Source organism: Streptomyces sp. VNUA24 (assembly GCF_029167005.1).
GTDB lineage: Bacteria > Actinomycetota > Actinomycetes > Streptomycetales > Streptomycetaceae > Streptomyces > Streptomyces scabiei.
In genome coordinates, this window is the sequence record NZ_CP119143.1 from 1071268 (window position 1) to 1090101 (window position 18834).

At 70.0% G+C, this 18834-nt stretch carries 16 protein-coding genes and 1 pseudogene; 9 read left to right on the forward strand and 8 right to left on the reverse strand.

What is annotated here, in order from left to right:
- Window positions 1-231: 231 nt before the first annotated feature.
- A complete protein-coding gene (locus PYR72_RS04220; protein WP_275453950.1) occupies window positions 232-2631 on the forward strand; it encodes a glycoside hydrolase family 2 protein in 2400 nt (799 codons plus the stop codon).
- A complete protein-coding gene (locus tag PYR72_RS04225; RefSeq protein WP_275453951.1) occupies window positions 2628-3659 on the forward strand; it encodes a LacI family DNA-binding transcriptional regulator in 1032 nt (343 codons plus the stop codon). Before PYR72_RS04220 ends, PYR72_RS04225 begins: the two co-directional genes overlap by 4 nt.
- Window positions 3660-3713: 54 nt before the next feature.
- On the opposite strand, the pseudogene PYR72_RS04230 reads toward PYR72_RS04225, so the two are convergent.
- Window positions 3714-4386 (reverse strand): annotated as a pseudogene (locus PYR72_RS04230) (transposase); the annotation flags it as partial.
- Between the two features lie 97 nt (window positions 4387-4483).
- Here PYR72_RS04230 and PYR72_RS04235 point away from each other — a divergent pair.
- A complete protein-coding gene (locus tag PYR72_RS04235) occupies window positions 4484-5389 on the forward strand; it encodes an alpha/beta hydrolase (protein ID WP_275453952.1) in 906 nt (301 codons plus the stop codon).
- On the opposite strand, the gene PYR72_RS04240 is transcribed toward PYR72_RS04235, so the two are convergent.
- From PYR72_RS04240 to PYR72_RS04265, 6 genes are all read right to left on the reverse strand, one after another.
- Entirely contained in the window at window positions 5361-6338 is a 978-nt protein-coding gene (locus tag PYR72_RS04240) for a helix-turn-helix domain-containing protein (RefSeq protein WP_275453953.1), read from the reverse strand. The genes PYR72_RS04235 and PYR72_RS04240 overlap by 29 nt on opposite strands.
- Before the next feature lie 40 nt (window positions 6339-6378).
- A complete protein-coding gene (locus PYR72_RS04245; protein ID WP_275453954.1) occupies window positions 6379-6726 on the reverse strand; it encodes a hypothetical protein in 348 nt (115 codons plus the stop codon).
- 567 nt (window positions 6727-7293) lie between these two features.
- Complete coding sequence (locus PYR72_RS04250) at window positions 7294-7947, reverse strand: NAD(P)H-binding protein (protein ID WP_275453955.1); 654 nt, start codon at window positions 7945-7947, stop codon at window positions 7294-7296.
- A complete protein-coding gene (locus PYR72_RS04255) occupies window positions 7944-8504 on the reverse strand; it encodes a MarR family transcriptional regulator (protein ID WP_275453956.1) in 561 nt (186 codons plus the stop codon). The genes PYR72_RS04250 and PYR72_RS04255 overlap by 4 nt, the downstream gene beginning before the upstream one ends.
- A gap of 99 nt (window positions 8505-8603) precedes the next feature.
- On the reverse strand, window positions 8604-9566 hold the full coding sequence (locus tag PYR72_RS04260) for an Lrp/AsnC family transcriptional regulator (protein WP_275453957.1): 963 nt from the start codon (window positions 9564-9566) through the stop codon (window positions 8604-8606).
- Window positions 9567-9788: 222 nt separating this feature from the next.
- Window positions 9789-11342, reverse strand: coding sequence for an MFS transporter (locus PYR72_RS04265; RefSeq protein WP_275460326.1), 1554 nt, complete (start codon window positions 11340-11342; stop codon window positions 9789-9791).
- Window positions 11343-11657: 315 nt separating this feature from the next.
- Here PYR72_RS04265 and PYR72_RS04270 point away from each other — a divergent pair, with 315 nt between their 5' ends.
- Window positions 11658-12269: a TetR family transcriptional regulator gene (locus PYR72_RS04270; protein ID WP_275453958.1), complete on the forward strand. Its 612-nt coding sequence runs from the start codon at window positions 11658-11660 to the stop codon at window positions 12267-12269.
- Between the two features lie 85 nt (window positions 12270-12354).
- Window positions 12355-13935: an MDR family MFS transporter gene (locus PYR72_RS04275; protein ID WP_275453959.1), complete on the forward strand. Its 1581-nt coding sequence runs from the start codon at window positions 12355-12357 to the stop codon at window positions 13933-13935.
- Between the two features lie 75 nt (window positions 13936-14010).
- Here the strand turns inward: PYR72_RS04275 and PYR72_RS04280 are convergent, their stop codons facing one another.
- Window positions 14011-14883: a LysR substrate-binding domain-containing protein gene (locus PYR72_RS04280; RefSeq protein WP_275453960.1), complete on the reverse strand. Its 873-nt coding sequence runs from the start codon at window positions 14881-14883 to the stop codon at window positions 14011-14013.
- Between the two features lie 152 nt (window positions 14884-15035).
- Here PYR72_RS04280 and PYR72_RS04285 point away from each other — a divergent pair, with 152 nt between their 5' ends.
- The 4 genes from PYR72_RS04285 (at window position 15036) to PYR72_RS04300 (ending at window position 18831) form a co-directional block, all read left to right on the forward strand.
- A complete protein-coding gene (locus PYR72_RS04285) occupies window positions 15036-15929 on the forward strand; it encodes an MBL fold metallo-hydrolase (protein WP_275453961.1) in 894 nt (297 codons plus the stop codon).
- 43 nt (window positions 15930-15972) lie between these two features.
- Window positions 15973-16905, forward strand: a complete 933-nt coding sequence (locus PYR72_RS04290) for a nuclear transport factor 2 family protein (RefSeq protein WP_275453962.1) — start codon at window positions 15973-15975, stop codon at window positions 16903-16905.
- A gap of 88 nt (window positions 16906-16993) precedes the next feature.
- Window positions 16994-17785 (forward strand): maleylpyruvate isomerase family mycothiol-dependent enzyme, encoded by a 792-nt coding sequence (locus PYR72_RS04295; RefSeq protein ID WP_275453963.1) that lies wholly within the window; start codon window positions 16994-16996, stop codon window positions 17783-17785.
- 245 nt (window positions 17786-18030) lie between these two features.
- Window positions 18031-18831, forward strand: a complete 801-nt coding sequence (locus tag PYR72_RS04300; protein WP_275453964.1) for an IclR family transcriptional regulator — start codon at window positions 18031-18033, stop codon at window positions 18829-18831.
- Window positions 18832-18834: the final 3 nt, after the last annotated feature.

The following is an 18834-nucleotide window of genomic DNA, read 5'->3' on the forward strand; positions in this document are numbered from 1 at the left end:
ACTATGGCACCGCTGGATTGAACCGGTAAAGCTGTCGGTTCGGTCGCGATACGCAATCGTTACCTGATCACTTCACAGCGTGGCCGACCTATCGGGAAAAAGGGAACACATCAACCAAACAGCACCAGATCGCCGATACCTAAACCGGTTTATGGACATCCCTGCAACGGACAGCTAGGTTGACTGGGCCGTCACCGGAACCGACCTTGCCTCACGTGAGGGGAGCCGCACATGAAGGACGTCACCCTGCTCAGCGACGGGTGGGGACTGCGCCACGGGGACACGGTGCTGCCCGCCCGGGTGCCGGGCTGCGTGCACACCGACCTGCTGGCCGCGGGGATCATCTCCGACCCTTTCCTCGGCACCAACGAGCACGACATCGCCTGGGTCGGCGACCAGGCCTGGGCCTACACCACCCACCTCACGGCCGACACCGCGCACGAGCGCACGGACCTGGTCTTCGACGGCCTGGACACCGCGGCCGAGATCACCCTCGACGGCAAGGTGCTCGGCCGGACCCGCAACATGCACCGGACCCACCGCTTCGACGTCACCGGCCGCGCCGGAGAACTCCAGGTGCGCTTCGCTCCGGCCCGCGAGGAGGCCGAGGCCGTACGCAAGACGGTCGGCGACCGGCCGAACGTCTATCCCGAGCCCTCCCAGTACATCCGTAAGATGGCATGCAGCTTCGGCTGGGACTGGGGCCCCACCGTCGTCACCGCCGGAATCTGGCGGCCCGCGCGTCTGGAGCACTGGTCGACCGCCCGGATCGCCCGGGCCCGGCCCATGGTCACGGTCACCGGGACACACGGCCGTGTCGAGATCCACCTCACGGTGGAACGCACCGTCGGTGGCACCGGCCGCCTCCTGACCGCGCGGGCGTCGGTGGCCGGGACGGACACCGAGGTCACCTTCGCGGACGGGCACGCCGTGCTCGTGCTGGACGTTCCCGAGCCGGAGCTGTGGTGGCCGCGAGGGTACGGTGAGCAGCCGCTGTACGACCTGACGGTCACCCTCGCCGACGGCGACGACGCACTGGACACCTGGCAACGGCGGATCGGCTTCCGCACCATCGAACTGGACCGCACCCCCGACGAGTACGGCACCGGCTTCACCCTGGTCGTCAACGGGGTACGCCTCTTCGCGCGCGGCGTGAACTGGATCCCCGACGACATCCTGCCCTCCCGCGTCACCCCGGAGCGCTACCGGCACCGTCTCACCCAGGCCGCGGACGCCAACGTCGACCTCGTGCGCGTCTGGGGCGGCGGCATCTACGAGGACGACGCCTTCTACGACGTGTGCGACGAACTCGGGCTCATGGTCTGGCAGGACTTCCTGTTCGCCTGCTCCACCTACCCCGAGGAGCAGCCCCTGCGCGGCGAGGTGGAGGCCGAGGCCCGGGAGAACGTCGTACGGCTGATGCCGCACCCCTCGCTGGTGCTGTGGAACGGCAACAACGAGAACCTGTGGGGCTTCCGGGACTGGGGCTGGGAGGCCGAACTGGCCGGTGACTCCTGGGGCGGGGGGTACTACCTGGAGCTGCTGCCGCGTGTCGTCGCCGAGTTGGACCCGACCCGGCCGTACACGGCCGGCAGCCCCTGGTCCGGTTCCTGGGACCACCACCCCAACGACCCGGCGCACGGCACCCACCACTCGTGGGAGGTGTGGAACCGGAGGGACTACGCGGAGTACCGCGACAGCGTGCCGCGCTTCGTCGCCGAGTTCGGCTGGCAGGCGCCGCCCGCCCTGGCCACCCTGCGGCGTGCCCTGCCCGGCGAGGACCTCGCCCCCGACTCGCCCGGCATGCTCCACCACCAGAAGGCCGAGGACGGCAACGGCAAACTCGACCGCGGGGTCGCCCGCCACTTCGCTCTCCCGAAGGGCACCGGGGCCGGTTTCGACCGCTGGCACTACCTGACCCAGCTGGTGCAGGCCCGGGCCGTCGCCGCAGGCATCGAGCACTGGCGCTCCCACTGGCCGCGCTGCGCGGGAACCGTCGTATGGCAGCTGAACGACTGCTGGCCGGTGAGCTCCTGGTCGGCCGTCGACGGCGACGGACGGCTCAAGCCACTCCACCACGAGCTGCGCCGTCTGTACGCCGACCGGCTACTCACCCTCCAGCCCACCGCGGACGGCGTCGCGCTCTGCCTGGTCAACCAGGCGGCTCTCCCCTGGCGGGCCGAGGTCACCGTACGCAGGACGGCCGCCGACGGGACGGTGACCGCCCGGGTGCCGCTCACCGTGGAGGTGGGCGCTCGTGACGCGGTACGGACGCCGCTGCCCGCGGATCTGGTCGGGCTCGACGGTGAGTTCCTGGTCGCGGACGTGGACGGGCTGCGCGCGGTGCACTTCCCCGTACCGGACCGTGAGTTCCCCTATGTGCGCCCGGCCTTCGACGTACGGGTGGAACCAGTCCCCGGTGCTGCCGATACAGTCGACGTCGTGGTCAGCGCATGCACCCTCGTCAGGGATCTCCTTCTGCAACCCGACCGGCTCGCCCCCGACGCCGTGTCCGACACCGGCCTCGTCACCCTGCTGCCCGGCGAGGAGAGCAGAATCCGCGTCGGCGGCTGGGCCGAGCCCGACGCCGGACAGGCCCGTGCGGCGATCTTCTGTGTGGAACCGTCGTGAGCGCGCCCCCGCAACGCGTCACCATCAAGGACGTCGCGGCCCTGGCCGGCGTGTCGAAGGGCGCGGTGTCGCTCGCGTTCAACGGCAGGCCCGGGCTGTCCGTCACCACCCGGGACCGCATCTTCGATGCGGCCCGGGAACTGGGATGGACACCCGACGTACGAGCCCGCAGCCTGTCCTCCGGCGCCGAGGTGGACACCATCGGGCTGGCGATCTGCCGACCGGCCCGCCTGCTCGGCCTCGAACCCTTCTACATGGAGTTCATCTCCGGGGTCGAAAGCGTGCTGGTCGAGCGGTCCTGCTCACTCCTGCTGCACCTGGTGCGTGATGTGGACGAGGAGATCGCGCTGCAGCAGAGATGGTGGCGGGGCAGGCAGATCGGCGGATCAATCCTGGTCGACTTCCGCGAGAACGACCCTCGCGTCCCGGCACTGCGCGCCGCCGGGCTGCCCGCGGTGGCGGTCGGCCACCCTTCGCTGACAGGCGGATTCACCTCGGTGTGGACGGACGACGCCACCGCCGCCACCGAGGCCGTACGGTATCTGGCGGCGCTCGGTCATCGCCGCATCGCCCGCGTCGGGGGACCCACCGGGCTCGGCCACAGCGCCATCCGTGCGAAGGCGTTCGCCGAGGCCGCGCGGGACCTGGGCCTCGCCGACGACCTCCAGATCGCCACGGGCTACGAGGGCGAGGAAGGAGCGCGCGCCACCCGTTCGCTGCTGCTCATGACCGACCGTCCGACGGCCATCCTCTACGACAACGACATCATGGCCGTGGCGGGAGCCGCCGTCGCCGCGGAACTGGGTGTCTCGGTGCCGCGTGACCTCTCCCTGCTCGCCTGGGACGACTCCCAGCTGTGCCGGCTGACCCACCCTCCGTTGTCCGCGATGAGCCACGACGTGCACGGATTCGGCGCCGACGTGGCCCGGACCCTGTTCGCGGTCATCGCCGACGAGGAACCCGGGTCCCACCAGGTCGCCACCCCCTCGCTCACCCCGCGCGGCTCGACAGCACCGCCGCCGCGGTAGGGCCGCGGCCCGCGGTGGAGGTTCCGGGGCCGCAGGGCGACGGCGGTGCAAAGGCGTGTAAAGGCCGGTCTCGGGTTCCATCGCCGGCTGGGCCTTGAAGCCGTCCTGCTGATTGCTGCGGGTCTTGTGGCCGTGGCGGGACTGAGGATCGACGGTGGAGACCATCCGGCTGGGGGCCTGTTCGTCGTTCCAGGCGATCTTCGGCCTGCCTCGCCGGGCGACCCGGGTCGGTGTCGTCGTGAGCGGTGCACTGGGCAGCGGCTACCGCGGCGGCGCCGGGGACCTCGCGGATCACCGCGCGGACGGCTGCGGTGATCCGGGTGACGGTGTCCTGGGTGGCGACCGCCTCGTCCAGCACGGTGGAGTCCCGTGCCCGGCGGTACTTTTCCCTTGAGCACGCCGGTCGCCTTCACGACCTCGCACACGACCTCGCACACGGCCTCGAAGACGCGGTGGGGCGGGTGAAGCGGGCCCGTCGGCGGCGGAAGCAGGCCGGCAGCCACAGGTCGAAGGCCATGTCGTGAAAGCCCGGCCCGCATGCGGCCTTCCAGCGCAGGTCGCATCGCAGTCCCTGGACCGTTGCGAAGTCCGACAGCCTGTCAAGGGCAGGCGAGGTGGTCGCGGCGGCCAGGAGACGCGGCGGCATGCTCGGCCGCCCGTTCACCGACGGGTACATGTCCGTGAACATCTCAGTCGGGAACAGCTCGCCGCGATGCCCGGCCAGGAACACCGCACTCCCGCGGTGGCAGGTGTTGCGCGCGAGCGCACATGCGGTTGCGCGTCCGGAGCAGCACCGCCGCCCGCCCCCGTCCATGCTGGGAACCATGCGAAACGACATCGAATTCCGGACCACCGACGGGACTCTGCTGCGCGGCTGGCACTACGTACCCGAGGGCCCCGGTCCTTTCCCCACCGTGGTCATGGCCACCGGCCTCTCCGGAGTCAAGGAGGGCGGACGCCTGCCCGACCTGGCCGAACGGTTCGCGGCGGCCGGTCTGGCCGCCGTCGTCTACGACCACCGCAACCTCGGCACCAGCCAGGGCACCCCGCGCCAGGAGATCGACCCGCTCCTGCAGATGCGCGACTACAGCGACGCCGTGACCTTCGCGGAGACCTTGCCGCAGACCGACCCGGAGCGCATCGGGGCCTGGGGCTCCAGCCTCTCCGGCGGACATGTGATCGTCCTCGCCGGCCAGGATCGCCGCGTGCGCGCCATCGTCGCCCAGGTGCCCATGGTCAGCGGCCGCGAATGCGGCCAGCGGCTGGTGCCCGCGCCGGCGCTCGCCGCCGCGGCAGCCTTCCAGCGGGCCGACCGCAGGGCGCGCATGGTGGGCGAGACTCCCGCGATGATCCCCGTGGCCTCCCCCGACCCCACCGCCCCGGCCGCCCTACCGACCCCGGACTCCTGGGAGTTCGTCCAGACGCACAACGACCTCCCCACCTATCGCAACGAAGTGACTCTCCGCAGTATGGAGCTGCTGACCGGCTACGAACCGGGCCTGCTCATCGAGCGCGTCAGCCCCACCCCCATGTTGATGATCGTCGCGGACGACGACCTCGTCTGCCCGCCGGAGCTCCAGTTCGCCGCGTACTCCCGCGCCCACGAGCCCAAGAAGTACGTCAGCATCCGCGGCGGCCACTTCGACGTCTACCGTGACGCCCCTGCCTTCGACCGGGCGGCGGAGGCGGCCGTCGCCTTCTTCACGGAGCACCTCGGCGCTGCCGGCTGAGGGCCGTCGCGCGCACCTCGCGCGGACTCGCACCGTAGCGTTCGTGGAACGAGCGACTGAAGTGTCCGGCGTTGGCGAACCCGACGGCGAAGGCGATCTCGGTGACACTGCGGCCGTCGGCTCGGCTCAGCTCCACATGGGCGCGGCCGAGGCGGAGGGCCTTGACGTATCCCCGCACCGTGTGGCCTCGCTGGGCGAACACGTCCTGGAGAGTGCGCAGCGGCACCTTCAGTTCGACGGCCAGGCCCCTGGGGCTCAGATCCGGGTCCTCCATCCGTCCCTCGACATGGGCGCAGGCACGCTTGAACAGCGCGGCCTGAAGCGCCGCTCGCCCGTGCAGCACCCGCGGCCGCAGACATGCCACCAGCAGTTCGGCGAGGGCCCGGGACGAGGCGTGCCGACCCGTGTCGTCCAGATCCGGCGCGTAGCGGGCCACATCGGCCGTCACCGCCCGGAACAGGCCGACAGCCGGGTCCGCGGACGGCAGCTCGAGCACGGGGCGGGCGTCGAGTGTCGGGCACAGCGTGGAGAGGAACTCACGCGGGAAGAAGACACTGCGCTTGTGGTCCTTCTTCCTGATGTCGAACCAGACCGGTGCCGTGCTGTCCCACACCACGACGCCACCCGGCCTGAGTTCCAGCGGCTCTTCGCCACCACCGATGACCATGCGTCCCCGGAGCTGGATCAGGGCGACGACCCATTCGTCCTCGGTACGCGCGATCTCCTCCGGCCCGCGCCGCCCGCCCACGGGAGCCGCCGAGGACTCCACTATCCGGGACCGCGTCAGTTCGTGGGCGCGCATCCACCCGATCTCGCCACCACCCGGCCGGGAATCGCCGGACTCCCGGGGCTCCAGCCGCCACGGGACATGGACGGCTGACAGCACGTCCTGTTCTCGTGTGCGGCCGCCGCCCCCGACCGGCCGGATCCGCGTCGCTCCGGTAGCCATGAGACCAGTGAAACACACCCGCTTCTCTCTGTACGCCGTCTCAGATCCCGGCGTTGAGCCGCCCGGAGCGGAACGGCTCGACGCTACGGGGCGGTTCGGTGAAGCCGGCGTCCGTCGGCACTTCGGCGATCGCCGGGCGTGCGGCGACCCGGGCGACGAGGCCGGGAGCCACCTCCAGGCGCACTGACCCTTCGAAGTCACGGCCCCGCAGATCCGCCATGACGAGTCCGGCACGGTCCAGGACCGCCCCTACGGCCGTCTCGGCACGGTCGACGCGGGCCGACCGGCATGGAGTGACCTCGACACCATGGCGGATACGACTCGCGAGACAGGGCGCCGCCGGCTTGTCCCAGGTCGACAGGGCCCACTCGCGGCTGAGCAGGCGCACCTCCTGCTTGGTCAGCCCGACGTGAGGAGGGGCGTGTGGATCCCGCGTTCACCCCGGCGTTGATGCCCGGGCTACGAAGGTCCCGGGCATCGTCGGCGTTGGTGCCGGCCACCTGCTCGAATCCGCGCTCGCGGGCGACAGCGTCGATGGTGTCCAGGACCTCGGACTCGCAGAAGCAGCAGCGGTCCCGGCCGTTGGCCCGGTACCCGGGACGGTCCAGTTCGCCGGTGCCGGGTGTCAGATGGGCGACCCCGAGATCGGCACGATCAGCTCACCGAAGGCCCACTCACGTACGACGAGAGCGGTCCGCATCCCAGGAGGACCGTCGGCCGCATACGCAGGTCCCCCGGGGTCCGGAGTGCTGTGCCACTCCGGACCCCGGGGGACCTGTCGGTTGCGCCGATGTGCGGGGCACCCCGGGCCCGGGCGGTCGCGCGCAGGGCCGCACCGGGAAGGCCGTGCCCTGATGGTGGCACACTACGACGAGAGCCTGGGCGGAGCCCCACGTCGCACGCCTGAAGCCCGTGCGGCGGCGCCCCGTTCTCCCGTCCGCGCCTTGAGCAGCCGTCAGTAAGCCACGGTGATACGGCGACGGATCGCGTCGCCCTTCTCCAACTCGTCGACCAGCGCGACCGCGAAGTCCTCGGCGCTGATGGCGCTGCTGCCGTCGGGCGCGTAGAGCATCTGGTCACCGCCGAGCCGGAACACACCCGTACGCTCGCCGGGGCCGATCTCGTCCGCCGGGGACAGGTACGTCCAGTCGAGGTCGGTCACCTCGCCCCGGAACAACCGCAGGACCTCGCGAAGGGCACGCGACTCGGGCTTGTAGATGTCGAGGAAGTCCGGGGTGTCCACCCGGTCCACACCCGAGGGAGTCTGGAGGCTGCCCGCCCCGCCGACGACCAGGAAGCGCCGTACGTCCGCCGTGCGCAGTCCCTCGATCAGGGAGCGGTAGGTCGCCAGGAGCGACACCGCCGGGTCGACGGAGCCGTCACGGGCCGGGGAGATCGCCGAGACCACCGCGTCGTGGCCGACGGCACCCTTGGCCACCTCGGCGGAGTCCGAGGCGTCGAGGGTCGCCGTGGTCAGCGCGGGGTTCTCCGGCAGGTCGCCGGAACGACCCGATCGGGTCGCCGCGGTCACCTCGTGTCCACGGGCCAGCGCTTCCGCGGCGATGCGCGAGCCGACCATGCCGGTGGCGCCGATCAGAAGGATCTTCACAGGGTGTCTCCGTTCGTCTCTTTCACATGGGGTGAGTCCGGGTGCGCCGCCTGGGCCGTGCATGACCCCGGCGCCGTCTGCCGCGGGCCCAGGGCATCGCTCGCCAGCACCTTGCTGACCAGCTCGCGCAGGATGAGCCGCTCGATCCTGGTGAGCGGCTCCAGCAGATCCGCGGTGACCTGCGGCACGTGGGCCTCAAGCGCGCGTGTCAACTGTTCCCGGCCGTGGTCGGTCGGTTCCAGCAGCATCGCCCGTCTGTCGTCAGGGTGCGGATGGCGCGTCAGCAGGCCCGCGGTCTCCATTCGGGCGACCAGTCGGGTCAGCCCACCGGAGTCGACGGACAGCTCCTGGGCCAGGCGGGCGTTCGTGGTGCCGTTCTCCGGATGGCGGGCCAGCCGCAGCAGGACCTCGAACTCCGTACCGGTGAGCCCGGTGGCCTCGCGCATGACACGCGACGCCCGGTCACCGATGGTGTTCACCAGCCGCAGGATGTCGCCGAACAGCACGACGCCCTCGTCGTTCACCAGCGAACCGCGATCCGCGACACCGTCACTCATAAGACTGACTGTACAGCAGACTGCCGATCCATCTTCACACGAAAAGAGGCATGTACTAGCACAAATCATCCACTGTCCGGCAGATCAATCGATGACTCGTCAGCGTTTTGGTTCGTACGTGTACTCCTTGACCTGCCGCAGGATGAGCGCGGTCTCGACGGACTGGACGCCGTCGAGCGCCCCGATCCTGTCGCTGAGGTAGGTGTACAGCTCGGCCGTGTCGCGGTGCAGGGTCGCCGCCACGACGTTGGCCTGACCGGTGGTGGCCGCGGCGAAGCGCACCTCCGGATGTGCCGCGAGAGCGCGGCCGACCGCGGCGAGCGCTGCGGGCGCCACCGTGAGCCAGAGCATCGCCTCCACCGTTCGACCGAGCGGTTCGTGATCGAACTGGACATCCAAGTAAAGGACACCGGTGGAGCGAAGGCGGTCGAGGCGGCGCCTCACCACTCCCTCCGACAGGCCCGTGGCCGCCTGGAGCTCGGTGAGCGGAGCGCGCCCGTCGCCTCGGAGCACGGCCAGCAGTGTCTCGTCGACCTGGTCAAGGGGGACGGGTGTTCCGGCGGTGTCCACGGAGGGCAGCCGCAGCGCCGCCACCTCTTCGGGCCCGAGAGCGTCGATCTTGCTCGGCAGGCTGAGCGGACCGCCGTAGAAGTGACGCAGCACGCAGTGGGCGCTCACCGAGATGACGCTCGGTGAGCGCGGGAGCCGCCCGAAGAGCAGCTCGTCGCGCTCCTGCCGGCTGCGCGGCTTCATTCCGCACATCACCTCGGTACCGCCGGAGATCAGGCCGAGGTAGGCGGTGTCCGGACGCCGGGCGAGCGCGTCCGCCAGCTGGGGTGCGATGTCGGGGGTGCAGCGCAGTCGGACGATCCATGTGTCCCGGCCGAGCCGGCTGCCGTCCGTGATACCGAGCACCCGGAGGCGCACGGTGTCACGCAGCCGCCGGAATCGGCGCGCGACGGTGTGGTCGGACACCCCCAGTACCTCCGCGATGCGGTTGAAGGGCGCCCTGCCGTCCAGTTGCAGAGCATGCAGCACCTTCAGGTCGATCGAGTCGAGCACGCCGTACTCCAAGTCGTCTCTGTTCAGCCTGATGTCTTGCGTGTGGGCTCGGCCCCGGACGAGGGGGCCGAGCCCACACGCAAGACACCGCCCTGAACGCCCGCGATGTTCCGACCCGTGACATGAGACATGCTCCCAGAGGCGCACCGGGAGGTGGTCCGCGGTCCGCCAGGGGGCGACCCCTCCTGACGGACCCTTCCGGCATGCCGACCCGTCCCTGCCCTACCGGACCGGATCGGGCAGCTGTCCGGTCTCCGCTCCCCCGGCGAGCCGGTGCGGAGCGTCCGAGCCACCGGGAGACGCCGTGGCCGGCTTCGGACGCAGCAGTACGACGCCGACCAGGGCGGCGAACAGCACCAGACCGGCGGACACACCGATGCACAGCCTCAGTCCGTCGAGGAAGGCGTCCGAGAGCGCGCCGAGTGCTCGCCCTGCGTTGGCGCCCAGGTCCATGCGGGCGACGGCGCCCAGACCGCCGGCGTCCACGGCCGCGGTGACCTGGTGCACCGTCGCACCGGGGAGTCCGGCCTCGGTGAGGTGGCCGGGCAGGGAGTCGGTGGCCCTGGTGGTCAGCAGGGTGCCCAGCACCGCCGGTCCGAGTGCGCCGCCGACCTGCCGGAAGGCGTTGTTGCCCGCTGAAGCCATGCCCGCCTGGTGGTGGGGCACGGCGGCGACCGCGGTGGCCGTCATGGGCGTGATGACGGTGCCGAGGCCCACTCCCAGCAGGAACAACCGCCAGGCGAGGGAGATGAACGAGACATCGGCGTCGATACCGATCAAGGCCAGCAGCGAGGCCGAGACCAGGAGCAGACCGGCGGTGATCAGCGCGCGCGGCGTGAACCGGTGCATCAACTTGCCCGCCGGCATGCCCGCCAGGATCGCCCCGAAGGTGATCATGAAGAGCCGGTACCCCGCTTCCAGGGTGTCGAGTTGCTGCACCATGCCGAAGAACAGGCTCAGGACGAAGAAGAAACCGATCATCCCCAGGAAGGTGATCATGGCGACCAGGGTGGTCGCGGTGAACGCCGGACTGCGGAACAGAGTGAGGTCCAGCATCGGGCTGCTGCTGCGTCGCTCCACGAGGACGAAGGCGGCACCGGCGATCACCGCCAACGACAGCGCAACCAGGACCTTGACGTCGGTGAACGATTCGGCGCCGCCCTCGATGACGCCGTAGACCAGCGCGGTGACGGCCACCATGCCGGTGAGCTGGCCCGGCCAGTCCAGGCGTCGCGAGCCGGGGGCACGGGAGTCGGGCACCAGCCGCGCGGCGACCACGATGGCGATCAACGAGACCGGGACGGGCAGCAGGTAGATCCAGCGCCAGGCGAAGTGTTCGAGGATCACTCCGGACAGGAGCGGGCCCAGGTTGAGGGCCGCCATCAGCGCGGTCGCCCACAGGCCGATGAACTTGCCGCGCTCCCGGTGGTCGGGGACGGCGTGGCTGATCAGAGCCAGCGTGGTCGGCAGGAGTGCCGCCGCTCCGAGCCCGGCAACCGCCTGCCCCACCCACAGGACCTCGACGGACTGCGCGCTCAGCGCGATGGCGGCCCCTCCCCCGGCCATCGCCAGACCCGCGAGATAGACCTTCTTACGGCCGTGGACGTCTCCGAAGACCCCGGCGGTCAGAATCAGTGCGGCCATGGACAGGACGAACGCATCCGTCACCCAGGCCAGTTGGGACGTGGACGCGTGCAGCGCCCCCTGGATGGCCGGCAGGCTCACCGAGACGGTGGTCACCGGCAGGTAGGCGATGAACACGCCGAGGCAGGCCATGACGAGCGTCACCGTCCGTCCCTCGCCAGGCGCTCCCGCCCTTGTCGTGCCGTTCACGTGAATCCCTCCATGACGTCGTGCGCCAGATTGACTGCAACCGGCGACAGCCTCCGTCTCCCCTGCGTCAACAGGCCAGCCACAAGGGACGGAACGCGGAAAGTCGATGTTCGACCCAGGGGTGACGTGGATTTCCGACAGCGGGCTGGACGACTCACGGTCACCGGGGCCGCCGTCACTTACCCACGCCACCAAGGTGCACCGGACGCACTGAATGCAGATTTAGAAAACTTTGCAGAATGTGCAAGAATCTTGGCCATGGCTCGCCCCACCGAAAGCCTGCGTGAGCGCAGGCGCCGTGAGACACGACGAGAGATTCACGCAGCCACCCTGCGGCTGGCCAGGGAACACGGCTTCGACAAGGTCACCACCGAGATGATCAGCGAAGAGGCCGGCGTCTCCCCACGCACCTTCTTCAACTACTTCGCGAGCAAGGAAGCGGCGGTCATCCAAGAGCCGCCGCAACCGTCGCAGGAGTACGTCGACGCCTTCCTCGAAGCCGGGACGGCGGCACCCCGCGAGGTGCTCGCGGACCTCACCCGGTTCCTCCTGCAGGGTATGGTCGAACACCCGCCGCAGCGCGACGAGTTCCAGGCCACGTTCGGGGCGGCCGCCGAGCACCCACCCGTCCTCGCGGCGCTGCTCGCCCGCTTCCAGGCGTTCGAGCGGACCCTGGCGGCGATGGTGGCGACCCGCACACAGCAGAACCCGGGGGACGAGTTGCCCCGTCTGATGGCCGCCCTGGCCATGACCGCCGTCAAGACCGGCATGGAGAGCTGGGCATCGGCCGACCCCACCGACGAACACGACAGCCCGATCCCGTACATCGAGCGCGTGCTCGCCGTACTCCGCGGCCTTCTCGCCCCCTGACCACTCTCTGCCCTCCCCTCCTTCCGACCCGCCCAACCCCCGGACGCGGCAGGCCGCGTACCGCCCCCTGTCTTCGGAGTGACCCGTGACCGACATCATCCCTGCCGAGGAGGCGGAGGAGAACGACTCCTCCGCCCTGCCTCCGCACTTCGCCCTGATTTTCGCCGGCCTGATGACCGCGATGCTCCTGTCCTCCCTCGACCAGACGATCGTGGCCACCGCGCTGCCGACGATCGTCGGCGAGTTGCAGGGCGTCAGCCACATGGCGTGGGTGACGACCGCGTACATCCTCGCCGCCACGATCGGCATGCCCGTTTACGGCCGCTTCGGCGACCTGGTCGGCCGGAAGGCCCTCTTCCTCAGTGGCATCGGCATCTTCATGGCGGGCTCCGCGATCGCCGGTGCCGCGCCCAACATGACCACGCTGATCATCGGACGGGCGGTCCAGGGCCTGGGCGGAGGTGGTCTGATGATCACCTCCCAGGCGATCATCGCCGACCTCGTGCCGCCCCGGCAGCGCGCCAAGTACATGGCTCCCATCGGGGCCGTCTTCGGTCTGTCCGCGGTGGTCGGACCACTGCTCGGCGGCTTCTTCACCGACCACGCGGACTGGCGCTGGTGCTTCTGGATCAACCTCCCGATCGGCGCCGTCGCCCTCGGAGTGTGCGCCTACACGCTGCGTCTGCCGCGCCGCTCGGGCAAGGTCACCATCGACTACGCGGGCATCGCCCTGATGGCCGCCGCCGTCACCGGCACCGTGCTCGTCGCGGACTGGGGAGGCACGGACTACTCCTGGACGGACCCGGTGATCCTCGCTCTGGGCGCGGGTACGGTCGCCGTCTGGACGCTGTTCTTCCTCTCGCAGCGCCGCTCGGCGGAGCCGATCATCCCGCTGTGGCTGTTCCGCAGCCCGATCTTCAACATCGCCACGCTGATCAGCATGATCATGGTGGGCATCGGTATGTTCGCGGTGATCGGTTACCTGCCGACCTATCTGCAGATGGTGTACGGGGTGAGCGCGACCGAGTCCGGACTGCTGCTGCTTCCCATGGTCGTGGGCATCATGGCGACGGCCGTCCCGTCCGGACAGCTGATCAGCAAGACGGGGCGCTACAAGGTCTACCCGATCATCGGCGCCGTCCTGATCGGCGTCACCGCCCTGCTGATGTCCCTCACCCTCGACATCGACACCCCGATAGCCCTGATCCTGGTGTACGTGTTCCTGCTCGGCGCCGGCTGCGGTCTGCTGATGCAGAACCTCGTTCTGGCCGTGCAGAACGCCTTCCCGGCCAGGGACGTCGGAACCGCCACCTCCGCGAACAACTTCTTCCGCGAGATCGGGGCCACGCTGGGCACGGCGGCCGTCGGCGCCATCTTCACGCACCGGCTCGCCGACCAGCTGGCCGACCGCCTGCCCGGCGGAGCTCTCAAGGCCACCGGTGACACCAACTCCCTCACACCGGCCCTGGTGCACTCGCTGCCCGACAAGGTCCAGGACGCCGTGGTCAGCTCCTATCAGCACGCGCTGACCCCGGTCTTCGGGTATCTGGTGCCACTGTTCGCCGTAGGTGTGGTGCTGGCCTTCCTGCTGCCGGAGAAGCCCCTGTCCAACACTCGCGCCGAGACAGAGACAGAGACAGCTGACGCGGTGGCCGTCACCCCGTAGAGGTCGACACACGCCCGGACTCCGGCCCGCCCCCTCCCGTGTGCGCACGGTGAGGGGGTGCTTCCGTGTCCGGCCTCAGTCGGCGGCCGTCGCCGAGCCGTAGAACCTGGCGGCGATGTCGGTGAACGAACGGATCAGCGGATCGCCGTTCGCACTGCTCCACGCCACGACCAGACGGCTCTCGGGCATGTCGGTGACAGGAACGCAGACGAGTCCGGCGGGCAGTGCGTGCCCGAGCGGCATCAGCCCGACCGTGCCGTTCCACAGGACCGCCTGGACGCACTCGTGGACCGTGCGCACCACAGGTCCCTCCCGCAGTTCTCCGCTGGCCGCGCTCCAGTACGCGCGCCAGACGGGGTCACTGTCGTCGGGAAGCCGGAACCAGCGGCGGTCTGCGAGGTCGGCGATGCCCAGGCTGTCCCGCCCTGCCAGCGGGTCGTCGGTGCGCAGTACCGCGCCGACGGCGTCGGAGCGCAGCACATGGACTCTGATTCCGGTGTCGTCGAACGGCCACCGGGTGAGGGCCACGTCGACCAGGCCGCCGTGCAGCCCCGTCGCAGGGTCGGTGAGGTCCGCCTCGCGGACCCGCACGTCGACATCGGGGTGCAGCTTCCTGAACGCCTCGACGAGGCCGGAGCCGGCCTCGTCCGCGCTGCCGGCGAGGGTGCCGATGGTGAGGGTGGCGGTGCCGGACGCCGCGGTGACCCGGGCGCGTACGTGCTCGGCCTGGTCCAGCAGGGTCCGCGCCTCGTCGTAGAGAACGCTGCCCGCGGCGGTGAGGGAGACCCCCGTGGCGGAGCGGTGCAGCAGGACCGCACCGAGGTCCGACTCCAGCTGCTTGATCGCCCGGCTCAGCGGCGGCTGGGTCATGTGCAGACGCAGCGCGGCTCGCCCGAAGTGCCGTTCCTCAGCGACGGCGACGAAGTAGCGCAGAGAGCGTAGGTCCATCACCAGCAACGATACCGGCAAGGCATGGGGGTTGCGCAATGGGTGTTGGACAGCTCGGTCAGGGCGCGGTGAGGTGGAGCACGGACAATTCGCCGGGCCATGGCCCGGCGATGTCCCCGCCCAGCAGCCAAGAACGACGAAGGAGCCGTTTCATGGCCGAACACCCGGCGCCCGAGCCCGCTCTGCACGTCATAAGGCCGCGGGAACTCGCGCGGGACCTGTTGGTGATCCCTCAGCTGCCGGGCGAGCTGGCCGCCAACATGGGCGTCATCGGGGGGACGCACTCCGTGCTGGTCGTCGAGACCGGCATGGGTCCGCGCAACGGCGAGGCCCTGCTCCGGTTCGCGACCGAGTACGCCCGTGGCCGCAAGCTCTTCCTGACGACCACTCACTTCCACCCCGAGCACGCCTTCGGCGCCCAGGCCTTCGCCGGGGAGGCGGAGTATCTGGTGAACCGGGCACAGGCCAAGGACCTGTCCACGAAGGGGGCCGGCTACCTGGACATGTTCCGCGGGTTCGGCGGGCCGATCTCCGAGCAGTTGGAGGGCGTCGAACTGGTCGCCCCCGACCTCGTCTACGACGGCAACCACGTCCTCGACCTCGGCAGCCGCGTGGTGCATCTGCGCGCCACCGGCCGGGCCCACACCCTCGGCGACCAGGTGATCACGGTCCCTGACACGGGGGTCATGTTCACCGGCGACCTGGTCGAGGCCGGCCAGTTCTCGATCTTCCCCTGGTTCCCCCCTTACGACACCGATGTGTCCGGCACCCGCTGGATCACGGTGATGGAGAAGCTCCTCGCCGCACAGCCCGAGGTAGTCGTACCCGGGCACGGCGCCGTCGGCGGCCCCCAGTTGCTCGCCGACGTCCGGGACTACCTCCGGCTGCTGCGCGACGAGACCTGGCGGCGCCGGGACTCGGCGGTGAGCGAGGAGACGATCGTCGAGGAGGTCACCGCGCTGATGCTCGAACGGCATCCCGAGTGGATCGGCCAGGAGTGGATCGAGAAGGGCGTCGGCTGCCTGTGCGCCGAGCACACCCACTGACGGCGCACGGCTCCCACCCATGACACCTCAGGAAGGCGCACCCTTGCCCAGAACCCCGATCACCCGCCGCAGAGCCGTCACCACCGCCCTCGCGGCAGCTGCTTTCACGGGCGTCGGCGCCCTGCCCGCCTCCGCGCGGCCCGACACCTTCCCGCGTTCCCGTAGGGGACAGGGGGACCGCGCCCACCTGGAGTACCAGAAGCGAGTCTCGGTACGTCTGCAGAAAGCACTGTGGCAGGACGGCGACACCTCACTGGTGGACAGGTTCGTCAGCCCCACCTACATCCAGCACAACCCGCTTGCCGCGGACGGCCCCGAGGTCCTCAAGGCCATCGCCGCCGCCGTGCACCAGCAGTTCCCCGAGGAAACGTTCGACATCGTCCGGGTACTGGCCGAGGGCGATCTCGTGGTCATGCACACCCACCAGGTCTTCGTACCCGGCACCCCCGGCCGGAACGTCATCGACATCGTGCGCTTCGAGCACGGGAGGATCGCCGAACACTGGGACGTCATCCAGGACGTGCCCTCGATCCCGTCGGTCAACGGCCACGACATGTTCGCCACGCTCAGCGCCCCACGCACCGACCAGCCGGGACCGGAGCGGCTCACAGCCCACAGCAAGCGGGTCGTCCTGGAGTACGTCAACCGGCTGGCACGCCAGGACCTGTCCGTCCTGGACGACCTGCTGGCTCCCCGTGTCATCCAGCACAACCCGAACCTGCCGGACGGCGCGAAGGCCACCAAGGCCGTCTACGCCGAACACTTCAAGCAGTTCCCCAACCTCACGTTCGACCTGAAGCGGGTCGTCGCCGAGGGGGACCTGGTGGCAGTGCACGCGCACCTCATCGACACGCCGGGGGCGCTCGGCCAGGCCGTGGCGGAGGTCTTCCGGGTTCGCGACGGAAAGATCATCGAACACTGGGACGACTTCCAGGACGTGCCCGCCACTTCTCAGAACAGCAACACCATGTTCTGATCCGGTGGGCGGAGCCCGCGGCAGTGCCGGCCCCGCCCCCCGACCCTGTCAGCCCTGTCCGACCGACCGAGCATCCACGGGAGTAACCATGAGCAACGCCGACGCGGTCATCGCCGTACTACGCACCGGACACAACTCCCTGGCCGAGTCGGTGTCGCGGTTCGGCGACGACGACCTGGCCCGTCCCTCGGGCGCGGCCGAGTGGGACGTCTCCCAAGTGCTCAGTCACCTGGGCAGCGGCGCCGAGATCTTCGGCGCCCGTCTGCGCGCCGCCGTCGACGCCACCGAGTACCCCGGGCCCGATCTCAACCAGGACATCTGGGACAGGTGGAACGCCATGAGCCGTCGGGAACGCGCCGACGGCTTCCTCAAGGCCGACGAAGCCCTGGTGGCGCTGTACGAATCCCTGGACACCGCCACGCGCGACAAGCTCCGCATCGACATGGGCTTCCTGCCCGAACCGGTCGACGTGGCGACCTCGGCGCGGCTGCGGCTGAGTGAGTTCGCCCTGCACTCGTGGGATGTCACGGTCGCCTTCGACGAGCACGCCACGCTCGCCCCGGACGCCGCCGCGGCCCTGCTGCACGCCAAGCCCGACATGCTCGCCTGGGTGGGCAGGGCCGACGCTCTGGAAGGCCGCACCGCGGTCGTCCACGTCACCACCTCCGACCCCGACTCCGTGTTCGCACTGCGGCTGCAGGCGCCCATCAGCGTGGAGTTCGATCTGCCCGAGCAGTCCGAGGGCACGCTCAGGCTCCCCGCCGAGGCCTGGCTGCGGCTGGTAGCGGGCAGGCTGACCGACCGGCACACCCCGGCCGACGTGACCGCCACGGGCGCCGCCGACCTCGACCTGCTTCGCCGGGTCTTCCCCGGTTACTAGAGGTCGGCGAGCAAGAGCACCGGTCTGACGCCGAACCAGGCTCCAGCCGGGATCCGATCATCGGTGACTCCACGCGGTTGGTCGCACGGTCTCGACATGCGCCGTACGAGGCTGCGGTGACGCTTGGGCAGGGGCCGTGAATGGTTCCGGACATCGGAACGGCACTGCTCATTGCGCAAGCCGGAAATGGGGCCATAACATCCTCTAGAACGATGGTTCTAGCCTCAACGCGGAGGTCAGACCCCATGATGGACCAGTCCCCAGCGGGCAGCCGGATCCCTTCCGGAGCCATCGCACCGTCCGTGCTGTGGAAGGCCTTTGACGTTCTGAGCGCGTTCAACCACAAGGAACGCGTTCTCACCCTCGCCCAGATCGCACGTCAGAGCGGTCTGCCCAAGTCGACCGTGCACCGTGTGCTCGCCATGCTCTCGGACATCGGCGCAGTCGAGCCCCACGAGGGCGGATACCGCATCGGTTTGCGCATGTTCACTCTCGGAGCGCTGCCGCCCGAGGCGGCGTTGCGTGAGACGGCACTGATGCACCTGGAAGAACTCCACCGCTATACGGGCCAGACCCTGCACCTGGCGGTACTTCGCGGCTCCGACGTCGTGTACCTGGAGAAACTGCCAAGCCGCAAGAGCCTCCCCACACCGGCGACCGTCGGTGATCGGCTCCCGGCCCACTGCACAGCGGTGGGCAAGGTACTTCTGGCCTTCTCCGGCGACAGTGTCGCCGCGACCGCGCTCGCCGGGCCGTTGCAGCGCAGGACCGCGAAGTCGCTGGCCTCCTCGGACCAGATCCGCAGCCAGATGGAGACGATCAGAGCGCGCGGTTACGCAGCCGACCGCGAGGAGGCCGCCGACGGTCTGGCATGCATGGCCGTACCCGTGATGAGGGGTGATCGTGCCGTCGCCGCGGTCTCGGTGGCCTTCCCGGCGTCCGCGGGCAGCGGTCAGGTGCTCGTCACCGCGCTGCGCCAGGCTGCCGTCGCGATCTCCAGATCGACGGCGGCGGTCTCCACCGACCTGCTGACAGCCATCGAGTAGGCG

Excerpts from the sequence above, each read along its gene's own strand:
- PYR72_RS04265 (WP_275460326.1), bottom strand. The coding sequence starts at position 11,342 with ATGGCCTGCCTCGGCGTGTTCATCGCCTACCTGCCGGTGACCACCGTC.
- PYR72_RS04235 (WP_275453952.1), top strand. The coding sequence starts at position 4,484 with ATGCGAAACGACATCGAATTCCGGACCACCGACGGGACTCTGCTGCGC.
- PYR72_RS04240 (WP_275453953.1), bottom strand. The coding sequence starts at position 6,338 with ATGGCTACCGGAGCGACGCGGATCCGGCCGGTCGGGGGCGGCGGCCGC.
- PYR72_RS04300 (WP_275453964.1), top strand. The coding sequence starts at position 18,031 with ATGATGGACCAGTCCCCAGCGGGCAGCCGGATCCCTTCCGGAGCCATC.
- PYR72_RS04280 (WP_275453960.1), bottom strand. The coding sequence starts at position 14,883 with ATGGACCTACGCTCTCTGCGCTACTTCGTCGCCGTCGCTGAGGAACGG.
- PYR72_RS04220 (WP_275453950.1), top strand. The coding sequence starts at position 232 with ATGAAGGACGTCACCCTGCTCAGCGACGGGTGGGGACTGCGCCACGGG.
- PYR72_RS04285 (WP_275453961.1), top strand. The coding sequence starts at position 15,036 with ATGGCCGAACACCCGGCGCCCGAGCCCGCTCTGCACGTCATAAGGCCG.
- PYR72_RS04295 (WP_275453963.1), top strand. The coding sequence starts at position 16,994 with ATGAGCAACGCCGACGCGGTCATCGCCGTACTACGCACCGGACACAAC.
- PYR72_RS04270 (WP_275453958.1), top strand. The coding sequence starts at position 11,658 with ATGGCTCGCCCCACCGAAAGCCTGCGTGAGCGCAGGCGCCGTGAGACA.
- PYR72_RS04255 (WP_275453956.1), bottom strand. The coding sequence starts at position 8,504 with ATGAGTGACGGTGTCGCGGATCGCGGTTCGCTGGTGAACGACGAGGGC.